Origin of the sequence: Aggregatibacter sp. 2125159857, from assembly GCF_017798005.1 — a bacterium.
GTDB lineage: Bacteria > Pseudomonadota > Gammaproteobacteria > Enterobacterales > Pasteurellaceae > Aggregatibacter.
In genome coordinates this window covers 493,436-515,515 of sequence record NZ_CP072548.1, presented here as the reverse complement: position 1 = coordinate 515,515, position 22,080 = coordinate 493,436, and the positions used below count along the sequence as shown (strand labels likewise).

Here is a 22,080-nt window from a genome sequence, read left to right as displayed (position 1 = left end):
ATTTTCTATGAATATTTTATTGAGTAACGACGACGGCATTCACGCGCCGGGCATTCGCGCCATGGCAGAGGCCTTGCGCAAGATCGCCAATGTCACCATCGTCGCCCCTGACAGCAACCGCAGTGCTGCGTCGAGTTCGTTAACCTTAGTGAAACCATTACAACCGTTACATTTGGAAAGTGGCGATTACTGCGTTAACGGCACGCCCGCCGATTGCGTGCACATTGCGCTCAACGGTTTTCTTTCCGGGCGCATCGATTTAGTGGTCTCCGGCATTAACGCCGGCGCAAACTTGGGGGACGATGTATTGTATTCCGGCACGGTCGCCGCCGCCTTTGAAGGGCGCCATCTTGGCTTGCCGTCTATTGCGGTGTCTCTTGACGGCCGTCAACATTTTGAAACGGCAGCCCGTGTAGTATGCGAACTCGTCCCTAAATTACATTCTCAATTATTGGGCAAACACGAAATTCTCAACATTAATGTGCCGGATGTGCCTTATGAAGAGCTCAAAGGCATTAAAGTCTGCCATTTGGGTTACCGTTCTTCTTCCGCCGAAGTCATTAAACAACAAAGCCCGCGTGGCGAAGATATTTATTGGATCGGGCTAAGTGGCTTACCGGAATATGACGGCGAAGGCACAGATTTTCATGCAGTGAAAAACGGCTATGTGTCCATCACGCCAATTCAAGTCGATATGACGGCACACCACTCAATCAATGCTTTACAACGTTGGCTAGAAAGTGAATAATTCGCCCTTTCGAAATAAGGAATGCAAATGAATTTATTTGGTGCAATGTATGATAAAACCATGGCGTGGTCGAAACACCGTTTCGCCCCGTTTTGGCTAACTTTTGTCAGTTTTATCGAAGCCATTTTTTTTCCCATTCCACCGGATGTCATGTTAATTCCAATGTCCATGTCAAGGCCGCAAAGTGCGGTGAAATTGGCCTTAGTTACGGCAATTGCTTCCGTCTTGGGTGGCATGATCGGCTATGCATTAGGTTATTATGCGTTTGATTTTGTAGAACATTACATTAACCAATGGGGCTATCAGTCGCATTGGCAAACCGCTATTCAATGGTTTGAAAAATGGGGCATTTTAGTGGTGTTTGTAGCAGGATTCTCACCAATTCCTTACAAAGTTTTCACCATCTGTGCCGGCGTGATGCAAATGGCATTTTTACCTTTTGTCATCACCGCGTTTATTTCCCGGGCGGCACGATTTTTATTAGTCGCCAAATTAGCCGCTTGGGGTGGCGAAAAATTTGCAGCGAAACTGCGCCAATCCATTGAGCTCATTGGTTGGTCGGTGGTGGTTTTAGCCGTTGTCGCTTATTTTATTTTACGTTAAGCAAGGTTATACAATGAATAAACTGATTTTCGTGTTGTCTATGGCACTCACAGCCTGTACGTGGGATGTTGATGAGCCAATTCAAGAAGAAAAAGATAAGGATGCACTTCCGCCGGGCATCATGCAACCGGTAGAAGGCACCGGCGCTATCGCAGGCGGTAGTTGGCTGCCGGAAATTCAACAACAACGTATGCCAATCAATATGCAATAAGGAATATTTTTATGAAAAAGTCTTTTTTACTTTTACCTATTACGGTGGCTATTCTTACAGCCTGTAGTTCAGACGCGCCGGCACCGGTAGAAAATGCAGACGGCACCTTATCCCCGGGCATCATGCAACCGGTGGACAATCCCTCTATGGGTGGCAATACCAGCTGGGAGCCTCAAATTCAACAAAGTAGCGTTCCGAATAGCATGAACGGTCCAATACCACAAACGCCGGCTCAATCTGCTCCACAGCCGAATTTCCAGCCGACGCATCAACCGCAGCCGGCACCAAAACCACAACCGGCGCCGGCAGTGCAAAATAAACCGCAGCAAACCTCGCAAGATTTTACGATTCCGCGTAATCCGGAAACCAATGCCCCGGATTACAGCCAAATCAATAAAGGTTTCTACAAAGGCGATACTTACACCGTACGCAAAGGCGATACCATGTTCCTTATCGCATATATTTCCGGTTTGGATGTGAAAGAATTGGCGGCATTAAACAATTTGTCGGAGCCCTATCAGCTCAACGTGGGTCAAGTGATGAAAATTTCATCCAATCGTTCACAACAGAATGTGTCACGCACCGCGACAGCTACCACATCGTCTGCCGCACCACAGGCTACTATGCCGACTGTGCCTGAAAGCAAACCGGCGGAACCTGTGGTCACCTATACACCGGGCGCCAACGGCACACAATATGGTTCAGACGGCACGATTACCGGACCGGTAAAAGCCACCGTGGGCACTGTGCCACCGAAAAATGTGCCGCTTATTACACAAAATACACCGGCACAGCCATCTCCTTCATCTCAACCGTCTGCAGACACAGCACCAGCCAATTCCGGTGTCATATGGAATTGGCCGACAAACGGCAGCATTATTCAAGGTTTCTCCAATGCTGACGGAGGCAACAAAGGGATTGATATTAGCGGTTCTAAAGGTCAAGCGGTTAATGCTGCCGCCAGTGGTCAAGTGGTTTACGCCGGCAATGCGTTGCGTGGTTATGGTAATTTGATCATCATTAAACACAGCGATGACTTTCTCAGTGCCTACGCACACAATGATCGTATTTTGGTCAAAGATCAACAAATGGTCAGCGCCGGACAACAAATCGCCAAAATGGGGAACACCGGCACAGATGGTGTGAAACTTCACTTTGAGATCCGTTACAAAGGTAAATCCGTCGATCCAACCCGTTATTTGCCACGACGTTAATCGTCCTAATTACAGGTTTATCTAAAACACAAGTGCGGTCAAAAAAACACTTCGTTTTTTGACCGCACTTTTTTTTCGCGAACATAAAAAAGGCGGATTCCAACAAACCCGCCCTTGTGTTTATGTGATGATTCGCTTGTGCGTTTATCCTTAGCCAATGACTTGTGGCAAGAAACCGGCTTGAATCAAGAAAGGAATAGCAATGATAAGAAGTCCGATAATCAGCGCAAACACCAACATTCCATTTCCGCCAGCGACACGGTATGGCAAATTTTTATGTTGTTGTCTTACACGCCATGCCAAACCAATAGGCAAAATGAGGCAATAAAACGCACATAGCAAACCGGCATAACCTAAAGCCGCAATAAATCCGTTCGGGTAGAACAAGGCAAAAGCCAACGGTGGAATGAAGGTTGCCATGGTTAAGCTCAGACGATTTGCCGGAATTTTTGCTCGTTTGAATAAATCATTTAGTCCTTCAAATAAACCAAGTGCGACACCTAAAAACGACGTAATTAATGCAAGCGAATAAAACACAGGCAAAATGCGACTTAACACATCGCTACCGGTGAGCGTTTTGGTGGCATTAATCAAACCGGTCAATGTTGGATTTTCTTTTAAGATGGTCACAAATTCATTTTGATTGAAAATGCCGTGCGTGGCCAATTGCCATAATAAATAAGCACTTAATGGAATGGCTGTGCCAAGAATAATGGCAGTTCTAAAACGCTTCACATCACCGTCTAAGTAACTGTTGATACTGCCCATCACCACATGGAAGCCATAAGAGGTAAAAAATACCGGGCCGGCAGACAAAATTAAGGCGTAATCTAACGGCATTTCCATTAAATTCATCGGCACGACTTCCGGCAACATCATGGCAAGCACGATAATAAACACGAAAATTTTGCCGGAAAATAACAGGCGTGTAATGCCATCAACACCATTCGTACCGATGACAACAAATGCCCCGAGAATAATGGTAAAGAGCAAAATTGAAGTTTTAAGATGCGTCCCCTCTTCGCCAAAAAGATTCGCCGGCAAGGCACTGGCTAACAATTCTCCACCACCGGTCATATATGCCGCCGATAAGGCATAAAGCAAGACAAATAAAGACACCGTGGAAATAATACGTCCCGGCATACCGAAATAATTTTCTGCTAAGGTGGCGACACCGTCGTCTTTGCGTTTCGCAGTTTGATAAACCTCCACAAAGAGCAGTCCGCTGTAGGCAAGAAGCAACCAAAGCCCGATCAATAAGATCGCAGTAAATCCGAAACCGATGCCGGCTGAAGTGAGCGGCATTGCCAACATCCCGGCGCCAATGGCGGTGCCGGCAATAATTAAGGCACTGCCCAGTGTTTTATTTTTTAATAACATAAGATCATCCTAAAAAAGTGGAGTCGTATTATCGCATAAAATTCCCCAAGATTAAGGGGATGTATGAAAGTGCGGTGGTATTTTCAGGTGTTTTTGACCGTTCACACGCCTCGGTCATCCACCCCGATATAAAGATAGCGACCGGCTTCGTCACACAAACTGCGAAAACCGACGTTGATAATTTGATAAGGCTGTTTTGAGTCGGCGTAATCAAAATTCTCATGGTGGTGGCCATGGTAAATTTGTTGTACGCCCATTTTTTCTGCCAGTTGATTAATCACCGCAAAGCCCGATGGATGCGGTTTCGGTGCTTCATGGCAAATTAAAATATCCGCTTGTTGCGTTTCCAACACCTCAATATCCGATGGAAAAATTGACGTACGGTGACGTAACGGCACACCACCTCGCCAGATTCTTTCCTGAGAACAATATTGGCAATAATGGATAGGATCAAAAAACATTGGTTTATTTGGTGGCATCCAAATTTGTCCGCGAAAAACGCCGCCTAAACCGGCAATCCGTTTCCCTTGAATGTTCTGCACCCGTCCATGCAAGTTACGCTGTTTCCATTCTGTTCCCCACAACGCTTCAAACGCCTCAACGGTCTTGCTGTCATGATTGCCGTGAATAAACCACAAATCAGCCAGTTGCGCCAGCTTTTCTAACGGTTCCGGCGTAGTGAGTTGTAAATCGCCAAGAATGACCAGCGCCACATCCTGTTGGTTTTTTAGGAACGGATAAAGGTGATCAAAACTGCCATGGGGATCGCCTGCAAATAAAATCATACGTACTCGAATTTAAAAAAGGGAATGCCCATGCTCACTGTTGAGCTCCGGCAGTTCTTCTTCGTTGAGAATTTTTTCAACAATCACTTTGACTTGATTATAACGCTCCAAATAACTCGGTGATTCAATTTCAATGTAAGGCACATTGTATTTATCAAGCAATTTTTTTAAGAGTTGTTGGAACCGCTGCCGTTGTTTTTGGCTTCCCAAGCTGCGTAAACCATCGTCCACCCATTGCGTATTGTTGTTGAGCAAAATGGTGACATCAAAAGGATATTCCTTGATCATGGAATCTAAAAACGGATGGGCTTTACCTTCATATTGAATGCAAAAGGCTTGCGTGGTGATGAAATCCGTATCAATAATGGCGACCTTGTGCGCATGACGCACAGCATAGTCAATGTAGCGTTGATGCCCCAGCGCCATTTGTGGGTAATCGGAATATTGCATGGCCTGCTCATTCCCCCCCAGTTGCTCAAACACGAATTCACGGCCGTATTCCCATGCGGATGTGGTGTTGAATACCGTCGCTAATTTGTTGACCAACACGCTTTTCCCGCTGCTTTCGCCACCTAAAATCGCAATGGTTTTGGCGAAAAATGGGTGCACTTCTTTCGGGATAAATTTCCAATAATGGAAAGGGTGATTCCGAATTTTAGTCGCAGAAACATTAAAGAATTCCCGTTTAGGATCCACTAAAGAGACGTCCAGATTTAAATACTTTTCATAAGGCGCTTTATCTTGCACTTCGCTGCTGAAAACTACACTTGGCGTAAAGCCTTTTTCTTTGAATAATTCTTTTACCCGACTCGCCCATTCCGGCCAACCGTTTGGGTAGCTGGCGATACCATCTTCCACTAAATGATGAATAAAAATATGATTTTTCTGATATTTAAAAATTTGTTGCATCCAGCGCAAACGATCTTGCACCGTTGGCATCCGTTTCATTTTGCTATCATAAAATAGCTTTAAATCCCGTTCCGTATCGCTACACACAATCACGTGCACTTCATCGACTTTACTGAAGGCTTCGTAAATCATATTAATATGGCCGGTATGAACAGGATAAAATTTTCCGAAAATTACTCCGACTTTTTTATTATTCGGCTCATTAATTTGTAGCACACGATGCAACGCAGTTAATTTTGCGGCGCTAGGATTCTTAATTTTTCCACTCACTAATTGATTGAAATAAGCACGAGTGATATTCGCCTGTTGGCATATATCGCTTACTTTCAGGTTAAGCTGTTTACGTTTTTCTTGTAAGTATTGGAAAGTTGACATACTTATTTCCTTATTTAACCTCGTTATTGAGGCAAAAGTGCGGTGATTTTTGGTAACGTTTTATAAAAAGCACAACACACCTTGATGCGCTTTAGTGCTGTCGCATAGCCTGCACTATTTTTGAAAAATATCGCATAAATGCCCTATTTTTATCTATTATCCGCACTATTTTGTGTAATTCAAGCATAAATAAAAACGTTTTTTATTCACAACCTTTGCGCTATACTACATCCACATTCTCAGGGCAGGGCGAAATTCCCTACCGGTGGTAAATATGTTTACACATAAAGCCCACGAGCGTTTGCTTTTTTGGCAAAGTCAGCAGATTTGGTGAAACTCCAAAGCCGACAGTAAAAGTCTGGATGAAAGAGAATTTAGGCAACGTCATGCGTTGTTATCTTTACGGCAATGTATGATTTACACCGGCGATATTCCCTCATCAGCCCTGATTCTGGTATCTCAAGTTTTAACGAAGGAATTTACTATGAATCAGTCATTACTCTCCCAATTCGGCACTCCGGAACAACGCGTTATGTCAGCCATTCAGGCTTTTCAACAAGGCAATGGCGTCTTAGTGCTCGACGATGAAGATCGTGAAAATGAAGGCGATCTGATTTTTCCGGCAGAAACCATCACGCCTGAACAAATGGCGAAATTAATTCGCTACGGAAGTGGCATCGTGTGTTTATGTATCACTGATGAATTATGCCAACAATTGGATCTCCCACCGATGGTGGCCAATAATACCAGTGTGAATAAAACCGCCTTTACGATTTCAATCGAAGCAGCAAAAGGCGTTTCTACCGGTGTTTCCGCCGCCGATCGTGTAACAACCATTAAAACGGCGATTGCCGATGGCGCGAAACCATCCGATTTACATCGCCCAGGTCATATTTTCCCCTTGCGTGCAGCCAAAGGCGGTGTATTAGAACGTCGTGGTCATACGGAAGCCGCCATTGAATTAGCCCGTTTTGCCGGTTTTAAACCTGCCGGTGTCATTTGCGAAATCACCAATGACGATGGCACCATGGCTCGTGCACCGGAAATCGTCGCCTTTGCCAAACAACATCACTTCCCTGTTGTGACGATTGAAGATTTAGTCGCTTATAAATTACAAGGTGAATAACAACCCGCACGTAAAACGTGCGGTTTTTAGGCTCCCCTTTAAGATCTATACTTCACAAGCCCGAAAGGGGCTTGTGAAAACTGGTAACCGTGTTTATTTTCATATCACTATTTTAGTGAATCGTAGCGTGCAACTTCTTGCACGAAATCATGAATGCCCGAAAGAGTTAAATAACGTTCCGTGCGTAATTTGGTCGTGCATCAAGATGCACGCTACGAACTTGCGCAACGAAATTTATTTCCGACGATACATATTGGCGCAAATGACTTCGCCTAAAATGTACAACGAAGATTGCGGTTGTAACGTAATCGTGTGCTGAGATTGACGTTTTGGCGCAGTACGAATGCCTTCTCCCCAGAAATCAGCATAAAAATCGCTACGCACATGCGTAAAATGATGATTCTCACAATTTAAGATCTTATATTGACGCATAGATTTGGCATATAACTTAGGATGCTCTTCAAAGACATATAATCCTTTATCTAAATTGATCACCGCATCAAAATGAATAAGACGTTTATCTTTGTTATCCACCCAAATGGAATCAGTATCAACATAATAAAAAATGCCCGGCATGAGTTGCAAGAAACCGACCTTAGTTTTCTTTGGTGGCGTGATGGAAACCTCTTCCTGCGCTTTTGCCTCATCTTGCTGCGTGGATACCGATTTGTTCGAATGGGAGAAGGAAGTACAAGCTGCCAATAAAAGTGCGGTTAAAATGACGATCGTTTTTTTCATAGCAAACTCCTTTTTTATTTCGAACGGTTCCTATGTGGTTCATTTTGTCATAATTTCTACCTAATAGCTAATTGAAACCTCGCCTTGAGAGAAAAATCCGTTTCACACCTCGCAAACGATTGCGTAAGCGTGTACAATGGCGCCCTCATTCATTTTATTTTCATAAATCAACGGGAAGCCATCGTGAGTACACCATCCTTAAGTTACAAAGATGCCGGCGTAGATATCAATGCCGGTAACGAATTAGTTGAGCGTATTAAACCTGACGTCAAACGCACTACTCGCCCTGAAGTCATCGGCGGCTTGGGCGGATTTGGTGCGTTATGTGCGATTCCGGCGAAATACAAAGAACCGATTTTGGTGTCCGGCACCGATGGCGTTGGCACAAAATTACGTTTAGCCATTGATTTAAATCGTCACGACAGCATTGGTATTGATCTTGTCGCCATGTGCGTAAACGACTTGGTGGTGCAAGGTGCCGAACCGTTGTTCTTCTTGGATTATTACGCCACCGGCAAATTAGACGTGGATGTTGCCGCCAGCGTGATTAAAGGCATTGCCAACGGCTGTGAACAATCCGGTTGCGCCTTGGTTGGCGGTGAAACGGCTGAAATGCCGGGAATGTATCACCAAGGTGATTACGACCTAGCCGGTTTCTGCGTGGGCGTGGTAGAAAAATCCGAAATCATTGACGGCAGTCAAGTCAAAGTCGGCGATGCATTAATCGCCCTAGGGTCCAGCGGCCCACATTCCAACGGTTATTCGTTAATTCGTAAAGTCATTGATGTTGCCGGTGTAAATCCTGCCGAGGCACAACTTGACGGTCGTTCTTTAGCGGATCACTTGTTGGCACCAACCAAGATTTATGTAAAATCCATTTTACAACTGATCAAACACGTTGATGTTCACGCTATCGCCCACTTAACCGGCGGCGGTTTCTGGGAAAATATCCCGCGCGTCTTGCCTAACAGTGTCAAAGCGGTGATTAACGAGAACAGCTGGCAATGGCCGGCAGCCTTTGATTGGTTGCAACAACATGGCAACATTACCGACCACGAAATGTACCGCACCTTTAACTGCGGCGTCGGCATGATTGTGGCATTGCCGAAAGAAGATGTGGAAACTGCCCTAGGACTTCTCCAACAAGCAGGTGAGAAAGCTTGGGTCATTGGTGAAATCCAACATCTTGCCCAAGACGATAAAGAACAAGTTGTTATTCGTTAATGAAGAAAATCGTTGTTCTCATTTCCGGTTATGGTGCGAATTTACAAGCGATCATTGATGCTTGCCAATCGCGCTATATCAATGCCGAAATCGTCGGCGTATTCAGCAATCAAGCAGATGCCTTTGGACTGCAACGCGCCCAAAGTGCGGGTATTTTTCACCGCACTTTTTTGCGCCGTGATTACGCCGATAACCTCGCCATAGATCGCCATATTGGTGATGAAATCGACAATCTCGGTGCGGATTTAATTGTGCTTGCCGGCTACATGAAAATTCTGAGCGCAGAATTCACCCGACGCTTTGCAGGAAAAATTCTCAACATTCACCCTTCCTTATTGCCGAAATACGCAGGGTTGCATACTTACCAACGCGCCATAGACGCCGGTGAAACGGAACACGGCATGACCATTCATTTTGTGAATGAAAAAGTGGATGGCGGAGCCATTGTATTACAAGCCAAAGTGCCGATTTTCCCCGATGATAACATCACGGACATTGAAGAACGGGTAAAAACACAAGAAATTCGGTTTTATCCCTTAGTGATAAAATGGTTTATGGACGGGCGTTTAACGCAAAAAGGCGATGGTGCTTATTTAGATGGGAACTTGTTGCCACCGCAAGGTTACGCAGTGGATGAATCCTAAACGTCATCTACACAATTTCTGTGTAGATGACGACATGAGGCTGACTTAAAATTAATGGTGCGCGTCGGCTAATGCTTTTTCAAAGCGTTCGTTCGCAAAATCCCAGTTGATTACATTCCAGAATTCTTTGATGTAGTCCGGACGGCGGTTTTGGAATTTCAAATAGTAAGCGTGTTCCCAAACGTCTAAACCGAAGATTGGTGTGCCTGAACAGCCGGCAAATTCTTTACCCATAATTGGGTTGTCTTGGTTTGCTGTAGAAACCACCGCAAGTTTGCCGTTTTCTAACACTAACCATGCCCAACCGGAACCGAAACGGGTCGCTGCCGCTTTTTCAAATTCCGCTTTGAAGTTTTCAACAGAGCCAAAATCACGTTCGATGGCATCTTTTAATGCGCCTTGTAACGTGGTGCCTTTTTTCAAACTTTTCCAGAATAAGCTGTGGTTTAAGTGGCCGCCTGCGTTGTTGCGTAATGCCGGGCGTTTTTCAGGCGCAACTTCATGTAAATGAGCCAATAATTTACCCGGGCAACCGCCGGCAAGTTCTTGTAATTCTGGGGAATTTTCCAACACAGCATTGGCATTGTTCACATACGCTTGGTGGTGTTTAGTGTGGTGGATTTCCATGGTTTGCGCATCAAAATGAGGTTCTAATGCGTCATAGGCATAACCTAATTCAGGTAAAGTATAAGCCATAATTTTTTCCTTTTGTTTGAGTAAATTCATGTTTAAAAAACGGGAAAATCATAGCATAAAAATTGATTAAGATCATTAAATGCTGCAATCAGAAAATAACTTGTTCTTGAGCTAAAAGGGGCATTTTTAGTAGAATTTGCCGACAAATTCAACGTGATATTTTTAGCGAAGAGAATTATAAAAATACACGTATCTCTTGATTAATCACGACAAGGAACGAAGATGAAAAACACTTCAAAAAAACACCGCACTTTTCAGTTAAGTTTGGTGGCTGCGGCATTAAGCTTAGCCCACTCGGCATGGGCGGTGGATCTCACTTGCAATACGCCAACCGGTTGTATATATACCCACGGAATTAACAACGAATGGTACATCAACAAAGCACCGACGGCATACAAAAATGCGCTAAATATCACCGTTGAAGCAGGAAATTACCAAAATAAAGCAAAAACAGAAAATGGGGCTGATCGCTCCCTAGGTCAACCTAGTCAATTAACGGATTTTTTGTTTAGTGTTTATGATTCAACAGCACAAGGGAATGTCATCACCTTAAAATCAGGCGTTAAAGCAACACTCAAAGAGGATTATACGTCTAGCCAATTACTGGATGCATTTAACACAACAGCAAATTTAGAAAAAGGTGTCAAACTCATTGTTGACCAAAACTTCTCTCAAATTCACAAGATTCCTGATGCTTACGGTGAATTTGACGGCAATGCTGCAATTCGCTCCTATCATTCAACCATCAATACACAAGCAGACATTGAGCTCAATAATGACGGTTCAAATGCAATTGAATCGAGACAAGCATCGATCATTAATTCTTCGAATCATCAAATCACGATGAATGGTAAAGACAACACAGCGTATGCACTTAACGAAAAAGACGTTGTGAACATTGAGAACGTGACCGTTAACGGCAATCGAGATTTGCAATCTGTTATTGATATTGTCTCTGATCTCCCTGACACGCAAAGTGTTAACGCTAAGAAGTTAAACGCCTCGTTAAACGATAAAAGTACCTTCATGGAAACCTATGAAGGTGGTTCACCAACGGTTAACTTAACTGATTCTAACATTAAAGCCGGTTATGGATTGATTTTGGGGACATTAGGTCAAGAACGCACAATCACTCTGAACTTACATAACACCGAATTAAATACCACTAAAGCACTCGTTTCCGTCAATGATCCGAATTTCCCATTTGAAGAAGACGAGGAAGACATTGCCAATAAAGCCACGTTCCATGTACAACTGCTTGCTGATAACAACTCCAAACTGAGTGGCGCAATTATTGAAAACCCACAAAAACCGGCAAACACTGAAGTAAACGTCACATTAGCAAACAGCCAGTGGCGTTTTAATCAATCAAGTATTCTTCATCATTTGAATACGCAAAATTCAACGGTCAAATTTGAACCGACATCGGAATATAAAACGTTAACAATTAAAGGAGATCTCACTGGCTCCACCACCTTTGATCTCAACACCAATATCGCTGAAAACAAAGCCGATAAAATCATCGTGAAAGGAAACGCGGAAGGTGATCATAACCTTAATGTGACAGATCACGGCGCGCATGTGGCAAACGGTAAAGTAACCTTAGTTGAAACCAATAGCGGCAATGCAAAATTTCACTTAGCGAACGCCAATGGTTATGTGGCGCTCGGTGCTTATAAATACTTCTTAACCACTGAAGGGAAAAATTGGGTGCTAGCGCACTCACAAAACGCAGTCACACCACAGCCACAAACTCAACAGCCACAAGCTCAACAGGCTCAGGCTCAGGCTCAGGCTCAGGCTCAGGCTCAGGCTCAGGCTCAGGCTCAGGCTCAGGCTCAGGCTCAGGCTCAGGCAAATATTACACCATCCTTACCGAAGACAGCGCAACTTCTTGAGCGCGCAAACGCACAAGTGTCTCTTCGCCAAGCGGAATTACTGATGGTCGAAAATGAATTAAACAGCATTCACCAACGTTTAGGTGAAATTAGAACCGGTGAGAAAGGCAATATTTGGGTGAAAAACGTCAATTCACATCAAAAACTCACCGCACTTTCCACAGGTGAAAGTCAAACTTCCGGCTTTAAGCAAAACGTACATAGCTTACAAGTTGGTGCAGATGCTGCAGCGACGAATAAGGTGCGTTTAGGCGGATTTGTCGGATATAGCCAAGCCAATATTGACTTCAACAATCATTACGGCAACGGAAAAGTGAAAGGACAAGCCATTGGAGTTTACGGGACTTACATGGCTGACAATGGTGTCTATTTAGATAACATCGCGCAATATAGTCGCTTAACCGCTGACTCGAATCATACAGAAAAACAGCGTTACAACGCTTACACGTTAAGCAGTGAAATCGGCAAACAATTCCAATTAGCCGGCGCATGGACCGTGACCCCACAAGCGCAATTGGCTTGGACGCATATTAACGGTAAAGAAAAGGAAGATAGCCTCTCAGCCGTGTCTTCTCGTGTCGGATTACGTCTCGCGAAAACCTTCGAGTTGAGCCAAGGATGGAAACTTCAACCTTATGCCGAAGCGAATGCGATCACGACACGCCACCGCCATAGCAACATTAACTACAATGGTAGCCAACTCAATGTAGAAAGTTATCGCGGTCGTTTTACAAGTGCGGTCGGTTTTAACGCCGGTTTTGGCAATCACCGCATTGGTTTAGAAGTGAATCGCGCCGACGGCAAACACATCAAGCAACCCTTTGGCGTACAAGCCGTCTATCGTTTCCAATGGTAGTTTAAACCGTTCACGTTCAGATTCCGTCTGAACATTTAGAGAATCCATAAGCGTTTTTCTTGCCAACAGAAAAACGCTTATTTTTTCACCGCACTTTGTCGTTCTAAAAGCAAGATCATTACATAAATAAACTTGCTTGCCGTGTATGCCTATTCATTGTTTTTATGGCTAGAGTTTTGAGCCTCAATCCGCTATATTAGCGCACAACTGTTAGCTGACTTTGGATTTTTAACCATGGATCTCAATTTTCATTTGATTCACCGTGTACGTAGCCAAGCAAAAACGCTGGCAAATCGCACCGCACTTCGTTACTTCAAAGACAACAATTGGTTGTCTATTTCTTGGTCAGAGTTACAACAACAAATTGACCAAATTTCCTTAGCGTTATTAGCAAATCATATTGATATTCAAGATAAAATCGGTATTTTTTCACACAATATGCCGCGTTGGACAATCACTGACATCGGTACATTGCAAGTGCGTGCCGTCACCGTGCCGATTTATGCCACGAATACCGCTAAACAAGCCCAATTCATTATCAATAATGCGGAGATGAAGATCATTTTCGTGGGCGACCAAGAGCAATATGATCAAGTGCTGGAAATCGTTGATGAATGCCCGAAACTAGAAAAAATCGTGGCAATGAAAAGTACGCTCCATTTGCATGAACACGTCAAAGCCTGCCATTGGCAAGACTTTATTGAGATGGCAGATGAGCAATATCAGGTGGAATTACAACAACGATTGGATGGCAAATGCTTAGAGGATTTATTTACGCTGATTTACACCTCCGGCACGACCGGTGAGCCGAAAGGCGTCATGTTGGATTACGCGAATTTAGCGCACCAACTCAATGCGCACGATCAGGCGCTGAAAGTAGATGATACCGATGTATCTCTTTCCTTTTTACCCTTATCGCATATTTTTGAACGCGCTTGGGTAGCTTATGTGCTCCATCGCGGTGCGACCAACTGTTACATTGAAGACACCAATCAAGTGCGGTCGGCTTTGACAGAGATTCGACCAACCTTAATGTGTGCCGTGCCACGTTTTTACGAAAAAATTTATACGGCCATTTTAGATAAAGTGCACAACGCTCCCAAACTACGCCAATGGATTTTCCATTGGGCGATGGCAGTCGGACGTCAACATTTTGATGCCCTTGCCCAAGGACAAAAAATCGGCTTTTTGTTAAAACAACAGTATGCCCTCGCCAACAAGCTGGTACTTGGCAAATTACGTGCACTGCTCGGTGGACGCATTCGCATGATGCCTTGCGGCGGTGCCAAATTAGAACCGACGATCGGGTTATTTTTCCACAGTATCGGTTTAAACATTAAGCTGGGTTACGGCATGACAGAAACCACCGCGACGGTTTCCTGCTGGGATGATCTCCACTTTAACGCCAATTCCATCGGTCGCTTAATGCCGGGCGCAGAAGTCAGAATTGGCGAAAATAACGAGATTCTCGTGCGCGGTGGCATGGTGATGAAAGGGTATTACAAAAAACCACAAGAAACCGCCGATGCTTTCACTGCAGACGGTTTTTTAAAAACCGGTGATGCGGGCGAATTTGATGCCGAGGGCAATTTATACATCACCGACCGCATTAAAGAATTAATGAAAACCTCCAACGGCAAATACATTGCACCGCAAGTGTTGGAAAGTAAAATCGGCAAAGATAAATTTATCGAACAAATTGCGGTCATTGCTGATGCCAAAAAATATGTCTCCGCCCTTATCGTGCCTTGCTATGCTGCTCTTGAGGAATACGCCAAACAGGTCAACATCAAATATCAAGATCGTTTGGAATTGCTCAAACATTCCGAGATTTTGCAAATGTTAGAACAGCGAATCAACGAGTTACAAAAAGAACTTGCCGGGTGGGAACAAATCAAACGTTTCACGTTGTTGCCTCAGGCATTCAGCACGCAACTGGAAGAAATTACCCCTACCTTAAAATTACGCCGAAAGGTTATTTTGCAACGCTATCAAGCGCAGATTGAGGCGATGTATAGTTAATAACGCGTGGCGTGAGTAAAAAGATTATTCATTCACGCCAGCCGCGATAAAGACGAGAAAAGAAAAAACCTGTTTTGAAAAAGATCAAAACAGGTCTTAAAAAGAAGTTACATCATGAAAAATGGTTGCGGGGGCCGGATTTGAACCGACGACCTTCGGGTTATGAGCCCGACGAGCTACCAAGCTGCTCCACCCCGCGATTGAGTTGGGCTATTCTACTCATTTCAAAATAAATTGCAAGTTTAAATTGAAAAATAATCGCGTCTGGCTTGAAATTGGACATAATTCACACATTATCTCTGTGAATTTATCGTTTTTTGATTAATCGCGGTCTGTTGAGACAGTCTGTTAAGACATAGGCTGCCTCCAGAAAAAGAAAAGGAAATTCAGAAAAAACAACAAGATGAAACATAACAAAACATTTACAAACACGAAGTAACATTTTATAGTAATGCGCGTTAGTCGGGGTGCTTCGTTCGCTTAAATAACGAAGCTGAGAAATACCCGTGAACCTGATACAGTTAGCACTGACGTAGGAAACTAATGCACTTCACTCTGCTTCTACGGCGTCTTTCAGCCGATTTCCCCCGTTGAGTTGTTAGCTGGTTTTATTTTTCAATCTCATCAAGGATTAGATCAATGACCATGCTTGCTAAAAATGATTCCCTTTTAAAAACGACCTTAAAAACCACCGCACTTTGCTTGCTTCCAATGCTGTTTTATACGCAAAACGCCCAAGCGGAAGGCAAACTCACCGTGTATTGCAGCGTGCAAAATGTCACCTGTGAAAAAGTCACGAAACGCTTTGCCGAAAAATATCATGTTGACACCCAATTTGTACGCAACAGCACCGGCACCGTGCTGGGTAAAATCAAGGCAGAAAAAGACAATCCACAGGCAGATGTGTGGTTTGGCGGCACCTTTGAACCGCACCTACAAGCCGCTGATCAAGGCTTGCTGGCAGTTTATCGCTCCCCATTACAAAAAGACATCATGCCACAGTTCAAAAAATTAATGGATGAACGAGGCGACTACACGTCAATTATCTATTTAATGGAAGTTGCCATCGGTGTGAATACGGAAAAATTAAAACAGCTCAATATTCCGGAACCGAAATGCTTTGCCGATTTACTCAAACCAGAATTCAAAAATCAAATTCAATATGCCGATCCCCGCGTATCCGGCACAGGCTATTCTTTTCTGACGACATTAGTGCAACTTTGGGGTGAAGAAAAAGCCTTTGATTACTTGAAAAAACTCAATTCGAACGTGGCGCAATATTCCAAGAGCGGTTTAGCCACCGGTAATTTATCCACCGGTGAAGTGAGTGTGGATGTTTCCTTTATGCATAGTTATGTACGTGAAAAAGACAAAGGCGCACCGGTAAAAGGCATTTTGCCTTGTGAAGGTGTGGGCTACACACTGGGTGCGGTCAGCATTATCAAGGGTGCACGTAATCTTGAAAATGCCAAACACTTCGTGGATTTCGTCCTCGATGCGGAAGCACAAGAAATTCCATGGCGCGAATCCGATTCTTATCAAATTCCAACGAACATTCACGCTAAGGCGTCTCCGAAAGCCAGCGATCCAACAAAACTGAAGTTATTGGATATTGACTTCATCCGCTTTGGTGCTGATGCAGAAAGCAAACGCCTCATTGAGCGTTGGGTTAAAATCACGCAAGAAGAAAAATAATTTCATCTCATTCTTACGTTGGGAGAGCAACGTGCTCATTACGCCATACCATGGTTTTTTCGTTGCTCTCCGCCTCCCCAGTTTTGTGACCAACTTCAAAGATCCGAAAATTTTAACCAAAATTCCATTTTTTTTTAGGAAGAATGAAAGTATCCTAACTGCCGGCGAACATTTAGGGAGAGAAAGATGTATCAGTTTCAACAATTTACTCAACAGGATATTGAGATTTTAGAGGATGAAACAGTTTATCGCGGTTTTTTTAAACTAAATAAAGTGAAATTTAAACATAAACTTTTTGCCGGCGGCTGGAGCGGTGTGGTGACCCGTGAGTTATTAATCAAAGGTGCAGCGTCTGCCGTCATCGCTTATGATCCGATATTGGATAATGTAGTTTTAGTAGAACAAGTCCGCATTGGAGCTTACGATCCAAAATCAAACCAATCCCCTTGGCTTCTAGAATTGATTGCCGGCATGGTAGAAGAAGGCGAGACGCCGGAATCCGTCGCATTAAGAGAAAGCGAAGAAGAAGCCGGTGCAAAAATCACCCATCTACAACACTGCTTAAGCGTTTGGGATAGTCCGGGAGGCGTACTAGAACGCATTCATTTATTTGTCGGCAAAGTGGACAGCACCCAAGTTGGCGGTTTGCATGGTTTGGCGGAAGAAAATGAAGATATTCGCGTTCATGTCGTTAGTCGAGAAACCGCCTATCAATGGGTTTGTGAAGGCAAAATTGATAATGGCATTGCCGTTATGGGGCTTCAATGGTTAGCGTTAAATTATCCTCAACTGAAAACGCAATGGCGATAACCCCATGCGTTTAGACAGCTCAGGCCATTTAGGCGCAGTTAATATGAGGAGTTTACTTTGTTAAATACCTATCAATATCACGCCCAACAAGAGGTCTTTCGTATTATACAAATTACGGATCCTCATTTATTCAAGGACATCAACGGGGAATTGTTGGGAATTAATACACAAGCCAGTTTTTCGCAAGTACTCACTGAGATCCAACAAGCCCACTATACCTATGATCTCGTGCTCGCGACAGGGGATTTGGTACAAGACGGCAGTGATGAAGGTTATTTACGCTTTTGCGACAATGTAAAATCGCTAGAAAAAATGGTGTTTTGGATTCCGGGAAATCATGACTTTCAGCCTAAAATGGTTGAGCATCTCACCCAAGGCAACGTCAATGCCGGAAAGCACCTCTTATTAGGGGAACATTGGCAAATCCTATTATTAGATAGCCAAGTACAAGGCGTGCCGCACGGTCAACTTGAACCGGAAACACTGGCATGGTTAAAAACAAAGTTAGAGGCGCACCCTCAACGCTATGCCCTTGTTGTGTTGCATCACCATTTGCTGTCAACCGGCTCAGCTTGGTTGGATCAGCATAATTTGCGCAATCCTCATGAATTAGCCGGCGTGTTAGCGCCATTTCCACGCGTTAAAGCCCTATTATATGGTCATATTCATCAACAGGCAGATAGCACATGGCATGGCTACCGTGTCATGGCCACCCCTTCCACCTGTGTGCAATTTAAACCGGACTGCAACAGCTTTACGCTTGATACCCTTCAGCCGGGCTGGCGTGAAATCGAGCTCTATGCAGACGGGCGTATTGAGACCCGCGTCAAGCGGATTCAGCAGGCTTCATTCTTGCCGAATTTTCAGGAAAGCGGTTACTAGCCTCTCAAAAACCAAGTGCGGTGAAAAAACGTGATATTTTTCCACCGCACTTTTTTATCACCTACTGACGTTTATTACGCATTATGCCTTTAACTTACCGGTAATTCGACACCACTCTTCGCGCTCTGCCACCGGCTCGAGCACAAAACGCTCGGCGTAGGCATCGCACACGGATTGCGCTTGTGTAGCTAAAATGCCCGACAAGCCTAAATCTCCGTTGGGTTTCACTAACTGGCTAATCACCGGGTAAAGCTCCTTTAACGGCCCCGCCAGAATATTCGCCACCACCACATCGGCTTTCAAGTCCGACGGTTTTGCATCGGATAAAAACAGTTGCAAACGATCCGCCACACCGTTTTGTTCCGCATTGTTGCGGCTGGCTAAAATCGCTTGCGGATCGATATCAATACCGACCGCACTTTTCGCGCCTAACTTCAATGCCGCAATGGCTAAAATACCGGAACCACAACCAAAGTCGATCACCGTTTTATCTTTTAAATCTAAACTATCAAGCCATTCCAAACAAAGCGCGGTGGTCGGGTGCGTCCCCGTACCAAACGCCAAGCCCGGATCAAGCATCACGTTCACGGCATTCGGATCCGGCACGTCGCGCCAACTTGGGCAAATCCACAAACGCTTACCGAATTGCATTGGATGGAAATTATCCATCCACTCGCGCTCCCAGTCTTTGTCTTCGATTTGTTCGATTTTATAGGCGGTATGTTCCTCTAAATGGTTCGCCTGTTTAAGTGCATCCACCACCACATTCATATCGGTTTCCGCATCAAACAAAGCAATCACGTCCGTGTTACCCCAAAGCCGTGTTTCTCCCGGTAACGGTTCAAAAATCGGCGTATCTTGGCTGTCCATGAAGGTGACGGACACCGATCCGATCTCTTCTAAAAAATCACTGATTTGCTCTGCCTTTTCGTTAGTACTGTTTAGGCGAATTTGAATCCAAGCCATGTGTTTATCCTTTTATTCTTTTTCATAACCTTCGTAGTAGTAGGATTGCTCAATGCCTTTAAAAATAATTTCACGATTATCCACATCACCCGTTAAATTATTTTGCAATAAAAAACGGATTTCTAAATCATTAATCGGACTACGCTCCATTGCCTGCAAATACAAGGTTTTATCGACATTTTGCCAATTTACGACTTTGCCTAAATTTTTCTTTAAGATTAAATCCAACCAAATCCTTGTTGAACGACCATTGCCCTCTAAAAAAGGATGCGCAATATTCATTTCAACGTATTTATTAATAATCTCTTCAAATGTCGTTTCCGGCATTTGCTCGATTTTGCCCAAGGCTTCTTTTAAATACAACGAATTAGCAAAACGAAAATTGCCTTTGGAAATATTTTGTTCTCGAATCACGCCGGCAAAATCATACAAATCTTGAAATAAATAGCGGTGAATTTGCTGCAATCCCCGTGTTGTTCCCACTTCAATTTGCTGAATATCATTCGTTTCAAACAAGCGGTAAGCATTTTCTAAGCTTTTTTGATCGATTTTTTTCATGTATTTTACCTGTCATTTTCACCGCACTTTGAATGGCGCTTCTCTCCAATTTTATTCCCCATCAAAAATGCCGCTAAGCCGAAGACTAACGCTGGCACAATCGGGTTGAAGCCAAAAAGTTTAATACCAAATTGGGTAAATAAAATAAACGAAACCAAGCCAACCAACATGGAGCTAACCGCACCGTAAGCATTGGCTTTGTCCCAGTAAAGTCCAAGAACAATAACCCACAAAAATGCGGCTTCAAGTCCACCAAAGGCAAACAGGTTCAGCCAAATGATCATATCCGGCGGATTAAGAGAAGCGAAAATTAAAAGTGCGGTCAAAATTAACGTAATAACGGAGGAAATTCGACCAATCCGTTTTTGATTTTGCACTGCCTGTGGTTTTGCCGCCAAATACAAGTCTTTTACAAAAATAGAAGACGATTGAATCAGTTGTGCATCTACCGTGGACATAATCGCCGACATTGGTGCTGCAAGGAAAATCCCCGCGACAATCGGCGGCAACACTTGTAACATCAGGGTCGGAATCACTTTGTCCGACACCGTTAAATCCGGCACGATGGCGCGCCCCAATGCTCCTGCCAAGTGCATACCGAACATGATAATCGTCAACACGATCGTGCCGATCAACATACCATTGTGCAGGGCTTTGCTGTCTTTAAACGCCATGCAACGCACGGCCGTGTGCGGCAAGCCGACCACACCGAAGCAAACCAAAATCCAGAAGGACGCCATAAATTGGAAATCCAGCATCTCATTTGGTCCGTACGGGCTGACGAGGCTTGGGTCAATTTCAGTTAATTTTTTGACCGCACTTTCTACGCCGCCTACCTGATAAATCACGCCGACCAATAACACTATCGTGCCGAGAATCATGACAGTACCTTGAATCGTGTCCGTTAACACCACGGCACGGAAACCACCGATGAAGGTATAAATCCCCACGGTTAAAGCGAAAATTAACAAGGCTTGGGTGTAAGGAATGCCGATGGTAGTTTCCAACAAACGGGCGCCACCGATAAATTGCACGGTCATCGCCGCAAAGAACGCGATCAACAACGCAACACAGGCAATCCACACTAAATATTTGTTTTTATAGCGATAAAGCAATAAATCATTGATGGTCAAGGCGTTAGTTTCGCGTGAAAGCAAGGCAAATTTTTTCCCTAGCGCACCAAGCGCCAACCACACCGCCGGTACTTGGATCATGGCAAGCAAAACCCAGCCTAAGCCGTATTTATACGCCGCACCGGGGCCACCGATAAAAGAACTCGCACTGGCATAGGTGGAGGCAGTCGTCATAGCGAGCACGAAGCCCGTCATAGAACGGTTACCGACATAATATTCGGAAAGAAAATCCCCGCCTTTTTGACGTTTCACATAAGCATAAATCGCCGCCCCGAAGACAAAGGCTAAATAAATGACGAGCGGAAAAATAATCCCTAGGTTCATTGATGACGCTCCATTGTCATATCTTGATTTTTCTGTTCCACATCCAGCGGAATATCTTGAAACACAATTTTAATCAACCAATACGCCACCACAATAAACAGCATCGGCAGGTAAATACAGGCAAGTTCAAACCACAGCGGAAAGCCAATAGGACCTTGTGTGCCTTTCGGCAAGTAAGCACATAAGCACCACCCAATCACATAAAGCAGGGTTAAACCTAATGCCCAACGGGCTTCCTTTGTTGCTTGTTGATAGCGTTGTTGTAACGTCATGATCGTTGCCT

Annotated in this window: 21 protein-coding genes, 1 tRNA gene and 2 riboswitches; of the genes, 12 read left to right on the top strand and 10 right to left on the bottom strand. The window is 44.2% G+C overall.

The genetic code is table 11. The features are described 5' to 3' along the window. Positions 1–7 precede the first annotated feature (7 nt). The 4 genes from surE to nlpD are packed head-to-tail and all read left to right on the top strand — an operon-like array spanning position 8 to position 2,776. Positions 8–748: a 5'/3'-nucleotidase SurE gene (surE, locus tag J5X96_RS02675; protein ID WP_209364250.1), complete on the top strand. Its 741-nt coding sequence runs from the start codon at positions 8–10 to the stop codon at positions 746–748. 27 nt (positions 749–775) lie between these two features. After that, the gene (locus J5X96_RS02670) at positions 776–1,351 is read left to right on the top strand and encodes a YqaA family protein (RefSeq protein ID WP_209364248.1); all 576 of its coding nucleotides are present in this window, start codon (positions 776–778) and stop codon (positions 1,349–1,351) included. Positions 1,352–1,364: 13 nt separating this feature from the next. Continuing rightward, complete coding sequence (locus tag J5X96_RS02665) at positions 1,365–1,562, top strand: hypothetical protein (protein ID WP_209364246.1); 198 nt, start codon at positions 1,365–1,367, stop codon at positions 1,560–1,562. A gap of 11 nt (positions 1,563–1,573) precedes the next feature. Then, positions 1,574–2,776: a murein hydrolase activator NlpD gene (nlpD, locus tag J5X96_RS02660; protein ID WP_209364244.1), complete on the top strand. Its 1,203-nt coding sequence runs from the start codon at positions 1,574–1,576 to the stop codon at positions 2,774–2,776. 150 nt (positions 2,777–2,926) lie between these two features. Here the strand turns inward: nlpD and J5X96_RS02655 are convergent, their stop codons facing one another. The 3 genes from J5X96_RS02655 to nadR form a co-directional block, all read right to left on the bottom strand. Next, entirely contained in the window at positions 2,927–4,156 is a 1,230-nt protein-coding gene (locus J5X96_RS02655; RefSeq protein ID WP_209364236.1) for an aromatic amino acid transporter, read from the bottom strand. 101 nt (positions 4,157–4,257) lie between these two features. Beyond that, positions 4,258–4,941 (bottom strand): metallophosphoesterase, encoded by a 684-nt coding sequence (locus J5X96_RS02650; RefSeq protein ID WP_209364234.1) that lies wholly within the window; start codon positions 4,939–4,941, stop codon positions 4,258–4,260. Between the two features lie 12 nt (positions 4,942–4,953). Then, complete coding sequence (nadR, locus tag J5X96_RS02645) at positions 4,954–6,225, bottom strand: multifunctional transcriptional regulator/nicotinamide-nucleotide adenylyltransferase/ribosylnicotinamide kinase NadR (protein WP_209364233.1); 1,272 nt, start codon at positions 6,223–6,225, stop codon at positions 4,954–4,956. 231 nt (positions 6,226–6,456) lie between these two features. Then, positions 6,457–6,603, top strand: a riboswitch (FMN riboswitch). Positions 6,604–6,709: 106 nt separating this feature from the next. On the opposite strand from nadR, the gene ribB reads away from it, so the two are divergent. Beyond that, a complete protein-coding gene (ribB, locus tag J5X96_RS02640) occupies positions 6,710–7,351 on the top strand; it encodes a 3,4-dihydroxy-2-butanone-4-phosphate synthase (protein WP_033002819.1) in 642 nt (213 codons plus the stop codon). A 234-nt stretch (positions 7,352–7,585) separates the two neighbouring features. Here the strand turns inward: ribB and J5X96_RS02635 are convergent, their stop codons facing one another. Beyond that, positions 7,586–8,089, bottom strand: a complete 504-nt coding sequence (locus tag J5X96_RS02635) for a surface-adhesin E family protein (protein ID WP_209364231.1) — start codon at positions 8,087–8,089, stop codon at positions 7,586–7,588. Positions 8,090–8,272: 183 nt separating this feature from the next. On the opposite strand from J5X96_RS02635, the gene purM reads away from it, so the two are divergent. Further along, on the top strand, positions 8,273–9,313 hold the full coding sequence (gene purM, locus J5X96_RS02630) for a phosphoribosylformylglycinamidine cyclo-ligase (RefSeq protein ID WP_209364229.1): 1,041 nt from the start codon (positions 8,273–8,275) through the stop codon (positions 9,311–9,313). Further along, positions 9,313–9,957 (top strand): phosphoribosylglycinamide formyltransferase, encoded by a 645-nt coding sequence (gene purN, locus J5X96_RS02625; RefSeq protein ID WP_209364227.1) that lies wholly within the window; start codon positions 9,313–9,315, stop codon positions 9,955–9,957. The genes purM and purN overlap by 1 nt, the downstream gene beginning before the upstream one ends. A 51-nt stretch (positions 9,958–10,008) precedes the next feature. Here the strand turns inward: purN and sodA are convergent, their stop codons facing one another. Beyond that, a complete protein-coding gene (sodA, locus tag J5X96_RS02620; protein WP_209364226.1) occupies positions 10,009–10,653 on the bottom strand; it encodes a superoxide dismutase [Mn] in 645 nt (214 codons plus the stop codon). A gap of 222 nt (positions 10,654–10,875) precedes the next feature. On the opposite strand from sodA, the gene J5X96_RS02615 reads away from it, so the two are divergent. After that, positions 10,876–13,407, top strand: coding sequence for an autotransporter outer membrane beta-barrel domain-containing protein (locus tag J5X96_RS02615; protein WP_209364224.1), 2,532 nt, complete (start codon positions 10,876–10,878; stop codon positions 13,405–13,407). A 234-nt stretch (positions 13,408–13,641) separates the two neighbouring features. Beyond that, positions 13,642–15,429, top strand: coding sequence for a long-chain fatty acid--CoA ligase (locus J5X96_RS02610; RefSeq protein ID WP_209364222.1), 1,788 nt, complete (start codon positions 13,642–13,644; stop codon positions 15,427–15,429). 122 nt (positions 15,430–15,551) lie between these two features. Here the strand turns inward: J5X96_RS02610 and J5X96_RS02605 are convergent. Beyond that, positions 15,552–15,628 (bottom strand) — tRNA-Met (locus J5X96_RS02605). 254 nt (positions 15,629–15,882) lie between these two features. Further along, a riboswitch (TPP riboswitch) is annotated at positions 15,883–15,985 on the top strand. Positions 15,986–16,068: 83 nt separating this feature from the next. On the opposite strand from J5X96_RS02605, the gene J5X96_RS02600 reads away from it, so the two are divergent. The 3 genes from J5X96_RS02600 to cpdA all read left to right on the top strand — a co-directional run bounded on the left by J5X96_RS02600 (position 16,069) and on the right by cpdA (position 18,816). Then, on the top strand, positions 16,069–17,124 hold the full coding sequence (locus J5X96_RS02600) for an ABC transporter substrate-binding protein (RefSeq protein WP_209364220.1): 1,056 nt from the start codon (positions 16,069–16,071) through the stop codon (positions 17,122–17,124). Positions 17,125–17,310: 186 nt separating this feature from the next. Then, positions 17,311–17,934, top strand: a complete 624-nt coding sequence (nudF, locus tag J5X96_RS02595; protein WP_209364218.1) for an ADP-ribose diphosphatase — start codon at positions 17,311–17,313, stop codon at positions 17,932–17,934. A gap of 57 nt (positions 17,935–17,991) precedes the next feature. After that, a complete protein-coding gene (cpdA, locus tag J5X96_RS02590) occupies positions 17,992–18,816 on the top strand; it encodes a 3',5'-cyclic-AMP phosphodiesterase (protein WP_209364216.1) in 825 nt (274 codons plus the stop codon). Positions 18,817–18,897: 81 nt separating this feature from the next. Here cpdA and prmA read toward each other — a convergent pair whose 3' ends face one another. From prmA to J5X96_RS02570, 4 genes are read right to left on the bottom strand one after another with little or no spacing between them, the layout of a single operon-like run. Further along, positions 18,898–19,782, bottom strand: a complete 885-nt coding sequence (gene prmA / locus J5X96_RS02585) for a 50S ribosomal protein L11 methyltransferase (protein ID WP_209364215.1) — start codon at positions 19,780–19,782, stop codon at positions 18,898–18,900. A 12-nt stretch (positions 19,783–19,794) separates the two neighbouring features. Further along, a complete protein-coding gene (gene fic / locus J5X96_RS02580; RefSeq protein ID WP_209364213.1) occupies positions 19,795–20,340 on the bottom strand; it encodes a protein adenylyltransferase Fic in 546 nt (181 codons plus the stop codon). A gap of 5 nt (positions 20,341–20,345) precedes the next feature. Further along, positions 20,346–21,797 carry a sodium/pantothenate symporter gene (gene panF, locus J5X96_RS02575; RefSeq protein ID WP_209364211.1) on the bottom strand — a complete coding sequence of 484 codons (1,452 nt, stop codon included), beginning with the start codon at positions 21,795–21,797 and terminating at the stop codon, positions 20,346–20,348. Next, entirely contained in the window at positions 21,794–22,069 is a 276-nt protein-coding gene (locus tag J5X96_RS02570; protein ID WP_209364209.1) for a YhdT family protein, read from the bottom strand. Before J5X96_RS02570 ends, panF begins: the two co-directional genes overlap by 4 nt. Positions 22,070–22,080 lie beyond the last annotated feature (11 nt).